This window comes from Acidovorax sp. NN32, assembly GCF_057597245.1.
Genome location: NZ_CP199679.1, coordinates 2,174,548 through 2,188,720, shown reverse-complemented (window position 1 = coordinate 2,188,720; position 14,173 = coordinate 2,174,548). Strand labels below are relative to the sequence as shown.

The window sequence follows — 14,173 nt, the reverse complement described above, 5'->3', positions numbered from 1 at the left end:
CGCATCGCTCCAACTCCTGTGCTCTGTGCCACGAATGGGCCTTTGTTGATCGATCGCTTGCCAGCTTGATCAGGTGGGCTAGCTGCTTTTCGTACTCCGTTGTCATTCATCTAGTCCCCTGTATTCCTCATCTGCTCTTGAGCGGACAGACCTAGCCATTCCTGGCTTGGCCTTCACATGTCTCGACTTGCTGCTCCGTCGCGTTACATGACCCGCCAGACGTTCGGGGCAAGGGCTCTGGCTTCGCCACCCTTTGCTGTATCTCAGCCCCTATTCCCACAGTTCAGCTATCCCCCGGCGCCTGTCGTTAAACCAATACCGACGCATCCAGGCGGCACGCTTTAGGCCCGTGCAGGCCCCGCTTTTCCTCAGCGGCGGCGCACCTCCATCAGCAGCTGGCAAACAGCGAACAGCCCAGCGCGTGCATGGAGGTCGTTTGCGTCCTCGCCCATCACGGGGCTCATGCAGTACGGGAGGCCTGTAGCCTTTGCAGATTTCTCACCTGTGCCGGACTTGTCGTGGTCGGCAAATACAAAAACGCGGCCCTTGATCTGTGGCGCTATGAATTCGAGGTTGTTAGCGCTGAAGCACACCAGCACAGAGGCCCGCAGGCCCACGCTGCGCAGCGCTGCGACGATGGATAGGCCGGTGGCATAGCCTTCGCACAGAAACGTCTCTGGCGCGGTTTTGTCGCCCATGCGAAAGGCGGCGCCCTTGGCCTTCATGCCTGGGCTCATCTTCTTGGTGAATGCCATTTCGGTTTCGTCCCAGCGAATCACCTGCACACCCTGTAGGTTGTTCGTGGTCAGGTTGCGCATAGGGATCAGCAGCGCGCCATCAGCGGCGACAAAACCTTGCGCTTCAGGGAATCCCTTGCGGTGCAAGTAGTTGTGTTCCGATGGTTTTGCCGAACGCAAAAGTTCAGCAGCACGCAGGGCAGCACGTTGGTAGCCCTGTTCCTGCGATGCTTGTGCAGCCTGACGCTTGGCCTTCCATGCGGCCTTTTCCGCTTCGGTCCATGGCGTGGCCTTCTCATCGTGGAACCACTGCACGCGAGCTTCTGCAGCCCAGTTGAATACCCAACCGCGCTCACCGTCCCAGTAATAGGCGCCGTTCTTGCCACTGGGCTTGTCTGTTGTGCCGCAACGCTTGATGCGCTCGGACGCATACAAGCGCGACGGGTCGATTTCGACACCGTGGGCACGGGCGAAGTTGACAAAGCTCATGCGGCCTTCCCGCGTGAGAACGCCACGTTCAAACTTGTGATCTTGTTGCGCACGTTGCGCGTGATCTCAGTGTTCGGCGTGCTGGCGAATTGATAGGTCTTTGGCGGTGGCGAGCCAATGATCTTTTGGAACAGGTGCCATGCGCGGCCAGCCTGCTTCTCTGGTGCGCTGTGGGCGCGTGCATAGGTGCACAGCTGCGCCCAAAGGTGCGAATGGTCGTCTGCCAGCTTCTTCTTGCCAAGCATCACTTCCTGCATCTCCCCAGGCACGGCCTCAACCAATGCCATCTCCTGCTTTTCAAAGCCACAGGACATGCAGCGCTTCGCAAAGGGCTTGTATCCGCATGATGGGCAACCCTTTGCCTCAAAATCCTCGGGCTCCTTGCGAATGGTCTTGTCCAACTTTTCGCCCATGTCCAAGGCGTCCAGGCCATCAAAGAAAATGCTGGTGTAGTCCTCGGCAAAGCGCGTGATATTTCCGCTGTGATCCAGCAGCAAGCAATCAACCTTGCCTGTATCGAGCGAAGAACGCAGACCACGGCCCCACATCTGGATAGCGGTAGAAAGGGACTTGCGAAGGGGGCGGCAATCCACGACACACCCCACGTCAGGCACATCAAACCCCTTAGCAAGTGCCTCGACACTGATCAGCACACGCAGAGCGGAATCGCGCTTGCTGTATTCCTTCAGCAGCAGTTCGCGTTCGGCAGCGGTGGTTTCACTGGTGAACACTGCAGCCATCACGCCAGCGTCCAAGAACTGGCGGGCCAACTCCTGACAATGCTTGATGGTCGCGCCGAAAACGATGGTCTTGCGGTTGTCGCCGAACTTCAGCCATTCCGTCACCACGTCGCCAATGATTTCCATGCCGCGTTCTTCTGCGGCTGCATCCGTCCATTCGCCACCAGCAGTAGCGGCTCCGCTCATGTCGGCACGCTTGCAGCTGAATACGCGCATTGGCACCAGCACGCCCGACTGCGTGAGGTCGTGCATCGTGGTCGCATTGATCAGATTCGTGAAGAGCTTGCCAAGACCCGGAGAAAACGGGGTAGCAGACAAGCCGATGCAAGCCGCCTTTGTCGTCTGTATGAACTCAGTCCACACCTTCAACTGCGTGTGGGCTTCGTCGATGATGATCACGTCAGCGTCGGGCCAGTAGCCGCGCTTAGCGAGGGTCTGCGCGCTGGCAATCTGGTAAGGCATCTCCGCATTGCGGCGCCAGTGATTGGCCTGCACGATCCCATGGGCTGCGAGGCCATAGGCATCTGCCGCTTTGCTGGTCTGGTTGATCAGCGTCGTGCGGTCGCACAAGAAAACAACCTTGCGGCCCTTCACCAACGCCTCGTGCGCGATCCTGTGGCCAAGGTAGGTCTTGCCAGCACCAGTTGGGGCCATGATCAGCTGGTTCTTGTGGCCTTCGCGGAAGCCCTGGCGCAATTGCTCATGCGCGGCTTGTTGAAACTTGCGCGGCTCTGGAAACGAGGTGCTGGCGTAGTTCGGCGCGTCGTCGAACAGGCGGTGCATCACGGCGCTCATGCTGGCGTCCCCACCAGCTTTTCCAGCTTGGCAATCTTTCGGTCGCGGGACTTCACCAGCGCAATTGCCTCATTGCAGCGGTTCATGTAGCTGTCGCGTGCCATCTTCAGCTGGGCAATCTCGGCCTTGAGCTGCTTGTTCTCAGCCACCAGGGCGGCCAGTGGTTCATTGGAGTCCAGCAGCTTCGCAACCATCTCGCGGTCCGCAGCTTCGGCGGCAGCGTGCGCGGCTATTTCCTCAGCGCTTGGGCCGTCATCCTCGGGAGTGTCAAGAGAATCTGACTTTGGAGCTGGCGCAGCCGCTTGATGAACGGGTGCCACTGAGATCGAATTCGATTCCGCTGGCTTCTTCTTGCCGATGTTCGCGGTGTTCTGTTCATATGTTTTGCCGTTGCGCTCAACAGTGCGCTGCTCGCTTATCTGGCGGTTTCCGCCAGATAGCTCATTGCGGACTTTTCCGGCCAAGTCGTGATGCACACCGCAGATTTCGGCAATCTTGCGGTCACTCCACGTAGCCCACTCGGAATCCTTCAGCAGCGTCTCTACCGCCTTGCGCTTGTCGGCATTCGTGCGCTTGAGACCATGTGTAGCGTTGGCCTTGAGGCTGTACAAAACAGCATCGCGCTGGGTTCCATTGATGATCTGTACGGCAATGGCGGATTCGCCAGCATCGCGCGCGCCGAAATAGCGGTGAAAGCCATCGGCCAGCCAATAAGACGCGCCGTCAAAAAACACCACAACTGCCGGGAACTGCGCACCAGCCTGAAACGCTTGTGCGTACTCGGCCACTGTTTCCTGGCTGAGTTCAACGCGGGATTGAGTCCCGCCGTCTATGCGGATTTGATCAAGTTCGAGCATGTTCAGTATCGGGGGTTGTGGTTGTCGTACTGGTCCAGCCAGATCGCCAAACGCACCGAGCGCAGGCGAATGCAAGACTTGATGAATCGAACCAATCTGCTCATACCGAAGTCCCCCGCTTGATCGCGTCATTGCGGTCCTGGCTGGCGCGGCCGTCTTCGCGGTTCTGAATCGAGATCGAGCCCAGCACCCGAGGCGGCAGTCCAACTGTTGGGCGCCCATTGCGATCAAGAGCGCGGATAGGGCCGTCCATGGGGGCGCGGCTGGTGTTGGTCTTGCGCGGGGGTACTGCGGGGATCTCGAGGTCTTTTCCGCGTGGGCGGGCCAGCTGGAATGCGTTGATGGCGGTCATGCTGCAACCCTCCCCTGCAGCAATTGACGCATCAGCCGGTTCTCAGCTTCGGCGGCCTGGGCGCGCTGCTCTGCCAGTTCGGCGCGGCGTTCGGCTTCGGTCTTCACCATCACCAAGGTGCACCCGACTTGATATGCGGACCACTCTGGATAGATCGTGTTGCCAACCAGCTCGCAGAACTGGCCCACAAGATCAGCCTGCAGCGTGGCCTTGCCCTTTTTGATGTTGGAGAAGTACCCGGCGTCGATACCAAGTGCCAGGTAGATCTCCTTGTCTTCCAAGCCAGAGACGCTGCAGGCCAGTGTGAAAGCTGCTGCTGCAGTCTTCTGTGCGCGGACCATTTCAAGAGGGACAGTGCCGCGATGCGGCGCACGAACAAGGGCCAGTTCGGGCTGGTCTACAAGCTGCGTCATGATGTTTGAACCCGGTTGAGTACCCTGTTTGGGCAAAAAAAACGGACGATGGCGGCATGTTCAAAAAACAAGTCACCGAAAGAAAAGCGCTCCAGGCCGAAGCCCAGAGCAAAGGCCGCTGCGAAGCGACTACGGAGGGAATGGGTGCGGGCCATGGGTTAGGCGCCTTTGCCGAGAAGCGAAATCACCCAGCACAAGAGGGCGATGGAGAGAACCAGATCAATGGCGACTTGGCCGGGAGTGCGTGCGGGAATTTGCCCAGTGGCCAGCCAAATAATTCGGCCGATGTTTTCCAACACCAGCAACCAGAACAGGAGCCAAAGAAATGTGGTCATGGTTCAGCCCCGCTTTCCGGAAGTTGGAGAAACCAGAGCACCGCCCAAGACTTGCTTCGCCCAGCGAATGGACTCCAGCAAGTGCGACACATCAATCTGCCAGCTTGTGTCGGCAGACAGTGGGAGGTCTGGCCTGTCGGTCAAGGTGCAGCCGCCGATGAAGACGAAGTTGCGTTCGCACGTTTCCAGTACGCCGACTACGGACAGTGGGGCGGCATCGGCCAGTTCGAGAAGCCGAGCGCCTACCGAGTAACCAGGATCGTGATGCCCTGGTTTCGACAGATAGGCAATGGACTGTTGCTTGACGCCGCATTCCGCTGCAATTTGTGTCTGCGTCATGCCAGCACTTTTCAGCCGAGCAATCAACGAGGACCAGTCGATTGGTGCGTTGTTCATGGCTCAGGCCTCAGTAGTGGTGGGCTCAGCGGTAGCGGCCTCGGTTGCGAGGGGCTTGGCTTTGCGGAACCAGCGCGGCTTGAGCAAACGCATCTGCCATACGCGCTTTTCGGGGACTTCCTCGCCCCATTGAGTGATGGCACTCGGGGTGATCCCCAGCAGCTTGGCGAGCGATGCTGCGTTGCCAGCCAGTTCGATTGCTTGTTGCGTCTTCATGGCCGCCATTTAAGCACACTTAAGCAACGGCAGCAAGCCCACTTAACACTTTAGATGGCTTAATTTCCGGCTATGGCACTCAGTGAACGAATTCAGGAAATCGTGGATGCTGGCTACAGAAAGTCGGCTCTTGCGCGCGCCGCAGGCAAGTCCGCCGCAGCAGTGACGCAATGGATTTCTGGCGAAACCAAGGAAATCAAGTCAGACTCTGCGGCAGGCATACAAGCTGTTACAGGCTTCAGCGCTGTATGGATCGCCACTGGCAAGGGGCCGAAGATGGTCGCCATTGGCAACGTGAGCGCGGTAAGCGAGAGAAAGCGCGTGCCGCTAATTTCTTGGGTTCAAGCCGGAAGTTGGAGTGATGTGCAAGATAACTATGCAGCGGGGGAAGCGGACGAATGGGAGTCCGCGTTTAGTTCTAGCCCCGGAGACAACGCATTTGCACTGGTGGTTGAAGGTGAGAGCATGACAAGCCCCTATCCCGGGGAACTATCTTTTCCGCCTGGCACCATCATCATCGTGGACCCTGGGCGCGCATCAGGCCCGGGTGACTACGTGGTAGCCAAAGACGTTTCCACTCAGCAAGCGACATTCAAGCGCTTGGCGTTTGATGGTGGGAGGTGGTTTCTCAAGCCACTCAACCCCACCTTCCCCACCATTGAGATTGATGACCCGGCCATGCGCGTGATTGGCAGGGTTATTGAGTACCGCAACGGCGGCAAACTATGACCGCGTAAAAGCAAGCCTGAAAAAGCAGACGCCGAACCAGCCGCCCAACAGGCGGTTTTTTTACGCCTGTTTTTCACTACGTATCGTCCTACGTATTTAGCCCGCTGAATTTAATGGGCTTTAGCGCTTGCGCATTTCTTTAAGCCTGCTAAAGTACACCCGTGCCGCAAACAAAGCGGCATCGGGTGAAGCGGATCGGCGCACACCTCGGGTTCTTGCAGCAAGCCCGGCTGGATAAACACAAGGCAACCGCAGGCGGTAGCGGTATAGAAAAGATCGTCGGTGTGAAGGCTAGTAGCGCTCTGCCCCCGGATGGGATCAGGCAACGCGAACGAGATATGTAGGGCGAAGGAAGGAAACGACCGGCTGCCCCAGCACTGCGAAATCCAACGCTGGGTTCTATACGGCGGTGAGGCTAGGTCGCCAAGAAAAGCAAGACCCGAGCCATTCGCAGGAATGGCAAACCCAAAGCCGCTTCACAGAGGCTGCTTTGGATTTTTCAACAGGAGCATGCATGCTAGTAGATGACGAAGTCCTGGCGGTCCTGAGCGCCGCCGAAGCAACAGGCAACAACGTGGTGCTGACTGGTCAGCTTGACCGCAAGCTGTACGAGCGCACGAACAAGGTGCTTGAAGCAGCTGGCGGCAAGTGGAACAAGAAAGCCCGTGCACATGTGTTCGACGGCGAAGCGGCCGAGCGCATGGACCAGATCATCTTGTCCGGCGCTGTCGAAGTACCGAAGGACGAATTCAACTTCTTTCCCTCTCCGCCTGCGGTTGTGGCGCGGCTGGTTGAACTGGCCGACATTGAGCGCGGGATGCGTGTGCTGGAGCCAAGTGCGGGCAAGGGAGCTATTGCCTATGCCTGCGCAGAACTGGGCGCCGTGGTTGACTGCTACGAGCTGATGGACGCGAACTTTGTAGCCCTGGCTGGCGATCCCAAGTTAGGCCCAGTGACCAAGGCAGACTTTTTGACCATTGCGCCAGAGCCTGTCTATGACCGCGTGGTGATGAATCCGCCATTCCTCAAGCAGTCCGACATCAAGCACGTTTTGCACGCGCACAAGTTCCTCAAGCCTGATGGACTTCTGGTGGCGGTGATGGCCGCAGGTGTCGAGTTCCGCACCGATGCGCGCACGACTGCATTCAAGCAGTTTGTGGAAGACCACGGCGGTCACATCGAGCAGCTGCCTGAAAACTCATTCAAGGCCAGCGGCACCGGCGTTCGCACTGTGATCGCTGTCATCCCGGCCTAACCCCCACCAGCGCCTCAGGCGCTTTGTTTTCAACTAGGAGATAGAGATGAGTTCACAGCACAACATATTTGCTCACACCGACCCGACGCCGCCAGAAGGCTACCCGGCGTATATATCAATCAATCGCGACGAAGCCGGGAAACACGCAATCACGGTAAGAAGTCGCGGTAACGGCGGTCGTGACGTAGCAACCATAGAGGCAACGCCAGAAATGCTTGAAGCACTAAGCAACGACCTTGTCGCGTATTTGTACCGCGATTAACCCACCCCTACACCCCATGGTCTATCCATTGGGGTGATTGCTTTGATGGGCGGCGGCGCTGATAGAGCAAGCGCTTGATGTCCGATTTCCGGATATCAAAACCCACCACAAACATGCAGGACAAGCCGCACCGCGAGGCCCTGCAAAGGCGTGCAACCCCGAGCGACGACGGGTCCGCCCTTCAAAGCAATCACCAGCCATTACGGGCAAAAGCAGATGCAGCCAGAGCCAGGCCCCGCCTGCGTGCTGTGATGCGAGTAGCCCACCAATCAACGAACAGGAGAGAGAGCATGGAACCAGACGACAGCTACCAGTGCAATAACGGATTCTGGGATCGCCCGGCAGATGAGCGTGCTGAGCGCATGCGCAGTGCAGCAGATCGCGGCGGTGTTGAAAACTTCTTTGACTTGCCTCCGGAAGAACGCGCACAGGCATACGAAAGTTAACGGCGCTAACCAACTCCACAGGCTGCGGTATAGCGGCTCAAACACCCACCCACCCTAGCCGCCCTCTGAGGCGGCTTTTTCATGGAGCATTATGAATGAGTTGGCACTTTTCGCGGGCGCTGGTGGAGGCATCATCGGCGGCCACCTGCTTGGATGGCGTTGCGTCTGCGCAGTCGAATACAACGCCTACGCCCGAAGCGTTCTGCTGGCCCGACAAAACGACCGAACACTCGCGCCTTTCCCGGTATGGGATGACGTCCGAACCTTTGATGGCCGACCGTGGCGAGGCATTGTTGATGTGGTTTCTGGAGGCTTCCCGTGCCAGGACATCAGTGTGGCAGGGAAAGGTGACGGACTCGACGGAGAGCGCTCCGGCCTTTGGTCCGAGATGGCTCGGATCATTGGCGAAGTACGACCACGATTCGCGTTCGTGGAGTACACGCCCAACTCTCACTAGCCGGGGACTTGGGCGTGTACTCGGAGACCTGGCCGCGCTGGGGATGGATGCGAGATGGGGAGTGCTGGGAGCGCACAACGCCGGAGCTCCCCACCTGCGAAACCGAATTTGGATTGTGGCCGACGCCATGCGCGACGGACAACAGCGACCGAAAGCCGTCAGCGTCGATGCACGAGACGAAACGCGGCACCTTCAAACACCGGGCGGAGAACGGAGTGCTAAGCCAGGTTCGCCTGAGTCAGGTGGTCCGGCACAAATCTCCCAATTCGGATGGCCACCTGAACCCGGAGTGGACAGAGTGGTTGATGGGGTGGCCCATTGGGCACACCGACTTAAAGCCATTGGGAACGGACAGGTTCCACGAGTGGCGGCAGCAGCATGGACCGTGCTGAACCAGACCTAACCCACAGCCCGCGTAGTCGGGCTTTTTTCATGGAGGCAGCAATGAACGACCACGTACAGCCCGACATAGCCGACTGCCTGCGCGGTCACTTCAACATCCCGCCAGAGTTTGACTTCTTTGCCCGCGAAGAAGCAAAGCGTGAGAAAGCACTGGAACGCCGGATGCGCGAGCACCCGGACCCTAGAGATCCTGACCATCCTGGAGAAGATGATGAGTGACCGTGAATTGCTGGAATGGGCAGCGAAGGCTGCGGGGCTAAAAGAATATGGATGGATGGCCGACACGCTCACCCATGTGGTCAATAACCAATTCGTCTTTTGGGAGCCGCTCACCGACGACGGCGATGCGCTGCGGCTGGCTAACAGATTGTGCATGTCTGTTAGCACCGGGCCATGCGAGGCTACCGCAAACACCATTTCTGGGGCATTGCGTGGACAGTTCTTTAAAGAAGATACGGTCAATCAAGACCATGACCATGCAGTGCGCCGCGCCATCGTTCGCGCAGCAGCAGAGCTTGGAAAGGCCAAGCCATGACCAAGCTACTCAAAGACCTCCAAGCAGCACGGAAGGCAAGCGCAGAGGCGCAGGCTAAGGTGAAGGCGGAGAACGCCGGTGCGCCGACTGACGACGATGACGAGCCCGTAGATGACTACGGCAACCCGCTGAGCGGAGACCGGATCATCAACTGCTGCTTTCCAAACTGCGGCTGCGATGAAGCACGCCTGTGCATGGCAGAGAACGGCGCCAGCAGTTGCGCACGCTTTATGAACATTGAGCGAGGGACATTCCGATGAACGACTCAAACTGGACCCTGCGCTTTCCCCGCACCACGCGATGCGACGGGCACGCAATCTACTACTACAAGACACCGGCCTACCGCCGGTTTTTTTACGCCTTTATGCGCCGTGGATGGCTGCTAGTGCCTGTGGTGCTGGCTGTCATTGTCATGGCCGGATGCGTTGACATGGCATCAGAAGAAAACACTGCCGCAAGCCTTCGGGATGCTGTGGCGCAAGCAAGGAGCGAATCATGGGCAATCTCGCAGAAATGAGCGACAGCGCAAAGGTGGCGTTCCTGCTTGAAGCCCTGGACGATGCGGCTTTCGCGCTGCGCATTCGAGGCTACGACAAAGAGGCTTCACGCTACATCAACTACGTCCGCGAGATGCGCGGTGAACAACAGACCAAGGAGGATAGCCATGGGTGAAGCAAAGCCGACACCGGGGCCGTGCCCTTTTTGCGGGCATGTCGGGCTCGATTTTGCAGAAGGCTCGACCTTCCGGTGGATCGTCGCGAGCTGCGGAGGCTGCGGCGCGAGTCTTGCTGAAACGCGCATCCAGACGCTTGGCGATGGAACTAAAGACGAATGGATGGCAGAGGCAAAAGCGGATGCGATTGCAGCCTGGAACCGTCGCAGCGATCCACTTGTGGAGCGGGTGAAGGAGCTGGAGGAAGCGCTGAATTGCATTACTTCAATGTGCGAGACGCATGGCGATTTCAGTAACGGCGTAACAGACCCGACAGGGACTATTGACGAGGGGAATGTCGTAGCTGGGCGAATCATAGGAGACGCCCGCGCCGCCCTCTCCAAGGCCCGTCCCAACACAGCAGAGGGGGAGGCCCACGCAGACAGCGTGCGTGAGGATGTGGCGCTGGTGTTCACGGCTACCCACATCGACTACGTTGCTCGCTTTGGTGGCCGGTGCCGCGACTGCGCAGACGAATCAGGCGTTTGCCCTGGTAGCGGGCTCCCGTGCGCCGACTCGCGCAAGGCCATCAAGCACGTATTCGATGCTATTGAATACGGCGTCAAGCACGGCTACATCAAGTCGCCAATAGCAGCCCGCAAGCAAGCCGCAGCAAAGGAGCCATCCCCATGACAGAAGACGAACTCAACCTAACCGAAGGCCAGCGCGACTCAATCGAAATCGCCCTGGCCTTTGTCGTTGCGCTGTTGCTGGCGGTGGTGGTTGCATCGCCGTGGATTGCATGAAGGAAAAAACATGAGCAGACACCCATACACACACGCGGCAGATTTTGTCCGCGCCCTTGGCCCGGTTAATGAAAGCGGCGTAGTGCTGAGTCGCGCAGATGCAGCGCTTATCCGGCAAGGCATCGCAAAGGCTATAGGGATGCCAGACGAAGTGCTGGCGGGGATGCTATCTCTTGCGGAGCAAGCGAAAACTGATGAAGACCGCGACAAACACTGCCAGCGGGTGATGAAAGCCCTTGGGTTCAGATGACCACATGAAAACCGCCACCTATGTCGCCGCGTGGCTCCTTGGCTGCGCTCTAGCTCTCGCACTTGCTTTTGTGCGGGGGTATTCAACACCGATTTATTGAGAGGTGCGCCATGCATCCAGTTTTGCAAGAGTCATGCGATGAGGCTATGGCCTGCGCACAAATGGAATTCGACCAATCACACCGAGGAACATCAAATGAGCATAGCCACACTGATTTTGGGAAACAGCGGCAGCGGCAAGAGCACCAGCCTGCGCAATCTGGACCCGGCGCGGACGCTGCTGATCCAGTGCATCAAGAAGCCACTTCCGTTCCGCACTAAGGGCTGGGTGACGCGCGTGACCCTCAAGGGTGAGGGCAACGTGATTCAAACAAGTGACCCAGTCGTAATCGAGAAGATTCTTCGCACCGCGCCGCATGACGTGGTTGTCGTAGACGACTATCAAGCCGTGATGGTCAATGAACTGATGACACGCAGCACTGAAAAGGGCTACGAAAAGTTCACCGACATTGGAAAGCACGCATTCAACGTGTTCCAAGCTGCTGGCGCGCGGCCAGAGCATCGCCGGGTGTACATCCTGGCGCACACGCAAACAGACGACTTCGGACAGGTTCGCATGAAGACCGTGGGGAAGATGGTTGATCAGACGCTGGTGCCGGAAGGATATTTCACCATCGTCCTGCGCACCGAAATCATCAACGGCCAGTACCTGTTTGCCACGCAGACCAACGGCCAAGACTGCTGCAAGTCGCCCATCGACATGTTCGCAGATCAACACATCCCCAACGACTTAGCCGCTGTAGATGCAGCCATCTGCGACTTCTACGGCATTACCGAAGCAGCTTGATTTCCCAACGACGAAAGTAAACCACCATGTATCAACTCGACACACAAGCAGCACGCCACGCAGACACCGCAGGCGCAACCATCAAAGAACTCGGCAAGTATGTCGGCGAGTTCGTTCAAGCAGAAGACATCAAAACCAAGAAGGGCGGGCGCGGCGTTGCGTTCGTCTTCAAAAGCGCACAAGGCCAGAAGGCCAATCTGGCGATCTACACCACCAGCAAGGACGGTGAGCGTTACCAGGGCTATGACACGCTGATGGCAATCATGACCTGCATGCAACTGCGTGGCATCAAGCCACAGCCAGGAAAGGTCACCAAGTGGGACTACGACAACAAGAAGGAAGTGCAGGAAGACGGCACCCTGTTCCCAGACCTGCACAAGCCAATCGGCGTGCTGCTGGAAACAGAAGACTATGAAAAGCAGGACGGCAGCGTTGGCACGCGCATGGTGCTCAAGAATGTGTTTCAGGCAAGCACCGAGCTGACGGCCAGCGAGATCCTCGACAAGAAGGCCCAGCCTGCGGCTCTGCCGAAGATGGTTGAAGGGCTTCGCCATCGGCCGCTGAAGGGCGCGCGCAATAACGCCGTGTCGCATGGTGATGATGGCGCTGGCGGGCCTCCAGCTGGGCACCCTGCATCGTCTGGGTTTGATGGTGTCGAGTCCGATATCCCTTGGTAGGAGGCGCGATGCTCTGCAAACACTGCAACACGAACAAGGAGCCTTCGGGCTTCTATAAAAACAACAAGTCTCGCTGCATGGACTGTGTGAAGGCGAGTGCCAATGCTTACCGGCAAGCGAATCTTGAGCGGGTCCGGGAATATGACCGATTGCGAGGTTCCATGCCTCACAGGGTCGCGGCCCGAGCTGCTTATCAGCGTACACCGGCTTTTGCAGAAAGCCATGAAGCCGCTGTGAAGCGGTGGGCGGCCAAGCATCCTGAGCGCCGCCGCGCAAACAACGTGCTGGACAACGCAGTGCGGAAAGGCCGGGTTATCCCATGGCCGGTGTGTGCGGTGCCGGAATGCTGCGATAAGCCGGAAGGGCACCACCCTGACTACAGCCGCCCTCTGGATGTGGTGTGGCTTTGTGCCAAGCATCACAAAGAAGCGCATGCCTTGGTGCGCATGGCAGCCTAGCCATGCCAGTACGCGATTACCGAGCCTACGCCCAATCGCCCAAGGGCAAGGCAGCAAGAGCCAGGGCGCATGCACGGTACATCGCAAAACGCCGTGAACTGAATCAGCAACCGAAGGCCAGCACTGCACAAGTCGCTGGCCTTCTTACTTCTTGGGGAAGAAATGAGCATCACATTGTTTGACGCGGCCCAGGCCGTGCGCGAGTCTGTCAACCAGATGGATCCAGAAACCGGCGAACTGCTGGAGAGCTACACCGAGAGCCGCGATCTGTTCCAAAACAAAGCCGTGGCTTGCGTGGCCTACGCAAAGGAAGAAGCCACAACGCTTGCCAGCGCCAAGGCCATGATCAAGGACATGCTTGCCAAGATCGAGGCCCGCGAAAAGCGCCTGGAGCGGTTTGAAGCCTACCTTGCAGACTGCATGAAGGCCACGGGAATAAATGAGGTGAAACACGAACTGGGCCTGTTCGCCGCAAAGCTATATGTGGAGCGTGACGAATCGGTGGAGATTGATGCGGATGCCGAGTTTCCTGCATCGCTGTGCAACGACCCGAAGCCACCAACACCCAGCAAAACCAAGATCAAGGCCGCGATCAAGGCGGGTGAAGCGGTGGCCGGAGCCCGCATCGTGCGCAAGGACCGGTTGTCCATTACTTGACATCCCCCACCCCACCCAAAGGCCCGCAGTAGCGGGTCTTCTCATTTCAGGACCAGATATGACGAAGCCAACCACATACCAACCCATTGGCCCATCCGACCTGAGCATTTCAAACGACCCATACACCGGGCGCGAGCGCACGAATGAAGGCAAGTACGCCGAAATCTTCTGCAAGGTCAAGCAAGGCCAGCGCATCGTCTGCCCACCAGGCCGAGCCGGGGCCATTGCCCACGCCTACGAAAAGTGGCTGGTGAAGAACGTGGGCGCAAAGCAGCCGGTTATCCGCACCAAGCGCGCCTGCGATGACGGCAAGGGAGGCGTTTGGTGGCTTGGCGAGAAAGAGGCCAATAAGCCTGAAACGGTCTGGGCTGGTTTGAAGAAGGCCGCATAACCGCACCCCCGCTAACACCA

At 58.2% G+C, this 14,173-nt stretch carries 26 protein-coding genes; 17 read left to right on the top strand and 9 right to left on the bottom strand.

What is annotated here, in order from left to right:
* Positions 1 to 368: 368 nt before the first annotated feature.
* From ACT89O_RS10255 to ACT89O_RS10215, 9 genes are all read right to left on the bottom strand, one after another.
* A complete protein-coding gene (locus ACT89O_RS10255; RefSeq protein WP_487262544.1) occupies positions 369 to 1,226 on the bottom strand; it encodes a toprim domain-containing protein in 858 nt (285 codons plus the stop codon).
* On the bottom strand, positions 1,223 to 2,761 hold the full coding sequence (locus ACT89O_RS10250; RefSeq protein ID WP_487262543.1) for a DEAD/DEAH box helicase: 1,539 nt from the start codon (positions 2,759 to 2,761) through the stop codon (positions 1,223 to 1,225). Before ACT89O_RS10250 ends, ACT89O_RS10255 begins: the two co-directional genes overlap by 4 nt.
* On the bottom strand, positions 2,758 to 3,618 hold the full coding sequence (locus ACT89O_RS10245) for a hypothetical protein (RefSeq protein ID WP_487262542.1): 861 nt from the start codon (positions 3,616 to 3,618) through the stop codon (positions 2,758 to 2,760). Before ACT89O_RS10245 ends, ACT89O_RS10250 begins: the two co-directional genes overlap by 4 nt.
* A gap of 100 nt (positions 3,619 to 3,718) precedes the next feature.
* A complete protein-coding gene (locus ACT89O_RS10240; RefSeq protein ID WP_487262541.1) occupies positions 3,719 to 3,970 on the bottom strand; it encodes a hypothetical protein in 252 nt (83 codons plus the stop codon).
* Complete coding sequence (locus ACT89O_RS10235) at positions 3,967 to 4,383, bottom strand: transcriptional regulator (RefSeq protein ID WP_487262540.1); 417 nt, start codon at positions 4,381 to 4,383, stop codon at positions 3,967 to 3,969. The genes ACT89O_RS10240 and ACT89O_RS10235 overlap by 4 nt, the downstream gene beginning before the upstream one ends.
* A complete protein-coding gene (locus ACT89O_RS10230; protein ID WP_487262539.1) occupies positions 4,380 to 4,538 on the bottom strand; it encodes a hypothetical protein in 159 nt (52 codons plus the stop codon). Before ACT89O_RS10230 ends, ACT89O_RS10235 begins: the two co-directional genes overlap by 4 nt.
* Positions 4,539 to 4,541: 3 nt before the next feature.
* Positions 4,542 to 4,718, bottom strand: coding sequence for a hypothetical protein (locus ACT89O_RS10225; protein ID WP_487262538.1), 177 nt, complete (start codon positions 4,716 to 4,718; stop codon positions 4,542 to 4,544).
* 3 nt (positions 4,719 to 4,721) lie between these two features.
* A complete protein-coding gene (locus ACT89O_RS10220; protein WP_487262537.1) occupies positions 4,722 to 5,114 on the bottom strand; it encodes a hypothetical protein in 393 nt (130 codons plus the stop codon).
* Between the two features lie 3 nt (positions 5,115 to 5,117).
* Positions 5,118 to 5,330: a Cro/CI family transcriptional regulator gene (locus ACT89O_RS10215; RefSeq protein WP_487262536.1), complete on the bottom strand. Its 213-nt coding sequence runs from the start codon at positions 5,328 to 5,330 to the stop codon at positions 5,118 to 5,120.
* A gap of 72 nt (positions 5,331 to 5,402) precedes the next feature.
* Between ACT89O_RS10215 and ACT89O_RS10210 the strand changes: the two genes are divergently transcribed.
* From ACT89O_RS10210 to ACT89O_RS10130, 17 genes are all read left to right on the top strand, one after another.
* Positions 5,403 to 6,059 (top strand): LexA family protein, encoded by a 657-nt coding sequence (locus tag ACT89O_RS10210; protein ID WP_487262535.1) that lies wholly within the window; start codon positions 5,403 to 5,405, stop codon positions 6,057 to 6,059.
* Between the two features lie 514 nt (positions 6,060 to 6,573).
* The gene (locus ACT89O_RS10205; protein ID WP_487262534.1) at positions 6,574 to 7,314 is read left to right on the top strand and encodes a methyltransferase; all 741 of its coding nucleotides are present in this window, start codon (positions 6,574 to 6,576) and stop codon (positions 7,312 to 7,314) included.
* 46 nt (positions 7,315 to 7,360) lie between these two features.
* Positions 7,361 to 7,576, top strand: a complete 216-nt coding sequence (locus tag ACT89O_RS10200; RefSeq protein WP_487262533.1) for a hypothetical protein — start codon at positions 7,361 to 7,363, stop codon at positions 7,574 to 7,576.
* Positions 7,577 to 7,866: 290 nt separating this feature from the next.
* Positions 7,867 to 8,022 (top strand): hypothetical protein, encoded by a 156-nt coding sequence (locus tag ACT89O_RS10195; RefSeq protein WP_487262532.1) that lies wholly within the window; start codon positions 7,867 to 7,869, stop codon positions 8,020 to 8,022.
* A gap of 91 nt (positions 8,023 to 8,113) precedes the next feature.
* Complete coding sequence (locus tag ACT89O_RS10190; RefSeq protein ID WP_487262531.1) at positions 8,114 to 8,479, top strand: DNA cytosine methyltransferase; 366 nt, start codon at positions 8,114 to 8,116, stop codon at positions 8,477 to 8,479.
* A gap of 444 nt (positions 8,480 to 8,923) precedes the next feature.
* Positions 8,924 to 9,100: a hypothetical protein gene (locus ACT89O_RS10185; RefSeq protein ID WP_487262530.1), complete on the top strand. Its 177-nt coding sequence runs from the start codon at positions 8,924 to 8,926 to the stop codon at positions 9,098 to 9,100.
* A complete protein-coding gene (locus ACT89O_RS10180; RefSeq protein WP_487262529.1) occupies positions 9,093 to 9,416 on the top strand; it encodes a hypothetical protein in 324 nt (107 codons plus the stop codon). Before ACT89O_RS10185 ends, ACT89O_RS10180 begins: the two co-directional genes overlap by 8 nt.
* On the top strand, positions 9,413 to 9,676 hold the full coding sequence (locus ACT89O_RS10175; protein WP_487262528.1) for a hypothetical protein: 264 nt from the start codon (positions 9,413 to 9,415) through the stop codon (positions 9,674 to 9,676). The genes ACT89O_RS10180 and ACT89O_RS10175 overlap by 4 nt, the downstream gene beginning before the upstream one ends.
* Positions 9,673 to 9,933: a hypothetical protein gene (locus ACT89O_RS10170; protein ID WP_487262527.1), complete on the top strand. Its 261-nt coding sequence runs from the start codon at positions 9,673 to 9,675 to the stop codon at positions 9,931 to 9,933. Before ACT89O_RS10175 ends, ACT89O_RS10170 begins: the two co-directional genes overlap by 4 nt.
* The gene (locus tag ACT89O_RS10165; protein WP_487262526.1) at positions 9,912 to 10,088 is read left to right on the top strand and encodes a hypothetical protein; all 177 of its coding nucleotides are present in this window, start codon (positions 9,912 to 9,914) and stop codon (positions 10,086 to 10,088) included. Before ACT89O_RS10170 ends, ACT89O_RS10165 begins: the two co-directional genes overlap by 22 nt.
* Complete coding sequence (locus ACT89O_RS10160; RefSeq protein WP_487262525.1) at positions 10,081 to 10,761, top strand: hypothetical protein; 681 nt, start codon at positions 10,081 to 10,083, stop codon at positions 10,759 to 10,761. Before ACT89O_RS10165 ends, ACT89O_RS10160 begins: the two co-directional genes overlap by 8 nt.
* A 123-nt stretch (positions 10,762 to 10,884) precedes the next feature.
* Complete coding sequence (locus tag ACT89O_RS10155; protein WP_487262524.1) at positions 10,885 to 11,124, top strand: hypothetical protein; 240 nt, start codon at positions 10,885 to 10,887, stop codon at positions 11,122 to 11,124.
* A 195-nt stretch (positions 11,125 to 11,319) separates the two neighbouring features.
* Positions 11,320 to 11,970, top strand: a complete 651-nt coding sequence (locus tag ACT89O_RS10150; protein ID WP_487262523.1) for a DEAD/DEAH box helicase family protein — start codon at positions 11,320 to 11,322, stop codon at positions 11,968 to 11,970.
* Positions 11,971 to 11,996: 26 nt separating this feature from the next.
* Entirely contained in the window at positions 11,997 to 12,647 is a 651-nt protein-coding gene (locus tag ACT89O_RS10145) for a hypothetical protein (RefSeq protein WP_487262522.1), read from the top strand.
* 8 nt (positions 12,648 to 12,655) lie between these two features.
* On the top strand, positions 12,656 to 13,105 hold the full coding sequence (locus tag ACT89O_RS10140) for a hypothetical protein (RefSeq protein WP_487262521.1): 450 nt from the start codon (positions 12,656 to 12,658) through the stop codon (positions 13,103 to 13,105).
* Between the two features lie 162 nt (positions 13,106 to 13,267).
* A complete protein-coding gene (locus tag ACT89O_RS10135; RefSeq protein ID WP_487262520.1) occupies positions 13,268 to 13,762 on the top strand; it encodes a siphovirus Gp157 family protein in 495 nt (164 codons plus the stop codon).
* A 58-nt stretch (positions 13,763 to 13,820) separates the two neighbouring features.
* Positions 13,821 to 14,153 (top strand): hypothetical protein, encoded by a 333-nt coding sequence (locus ACT89O_RS10130; RefSeq protein ID WP_487262519.1) that lies wholly within the window; start codon positions 13,821 to 13,823, stop codon positions 14,151 to 14,153.
* The last annotated feature ends 20 nt before the right edge of the window (positions 14,154 to 14,173 follow it).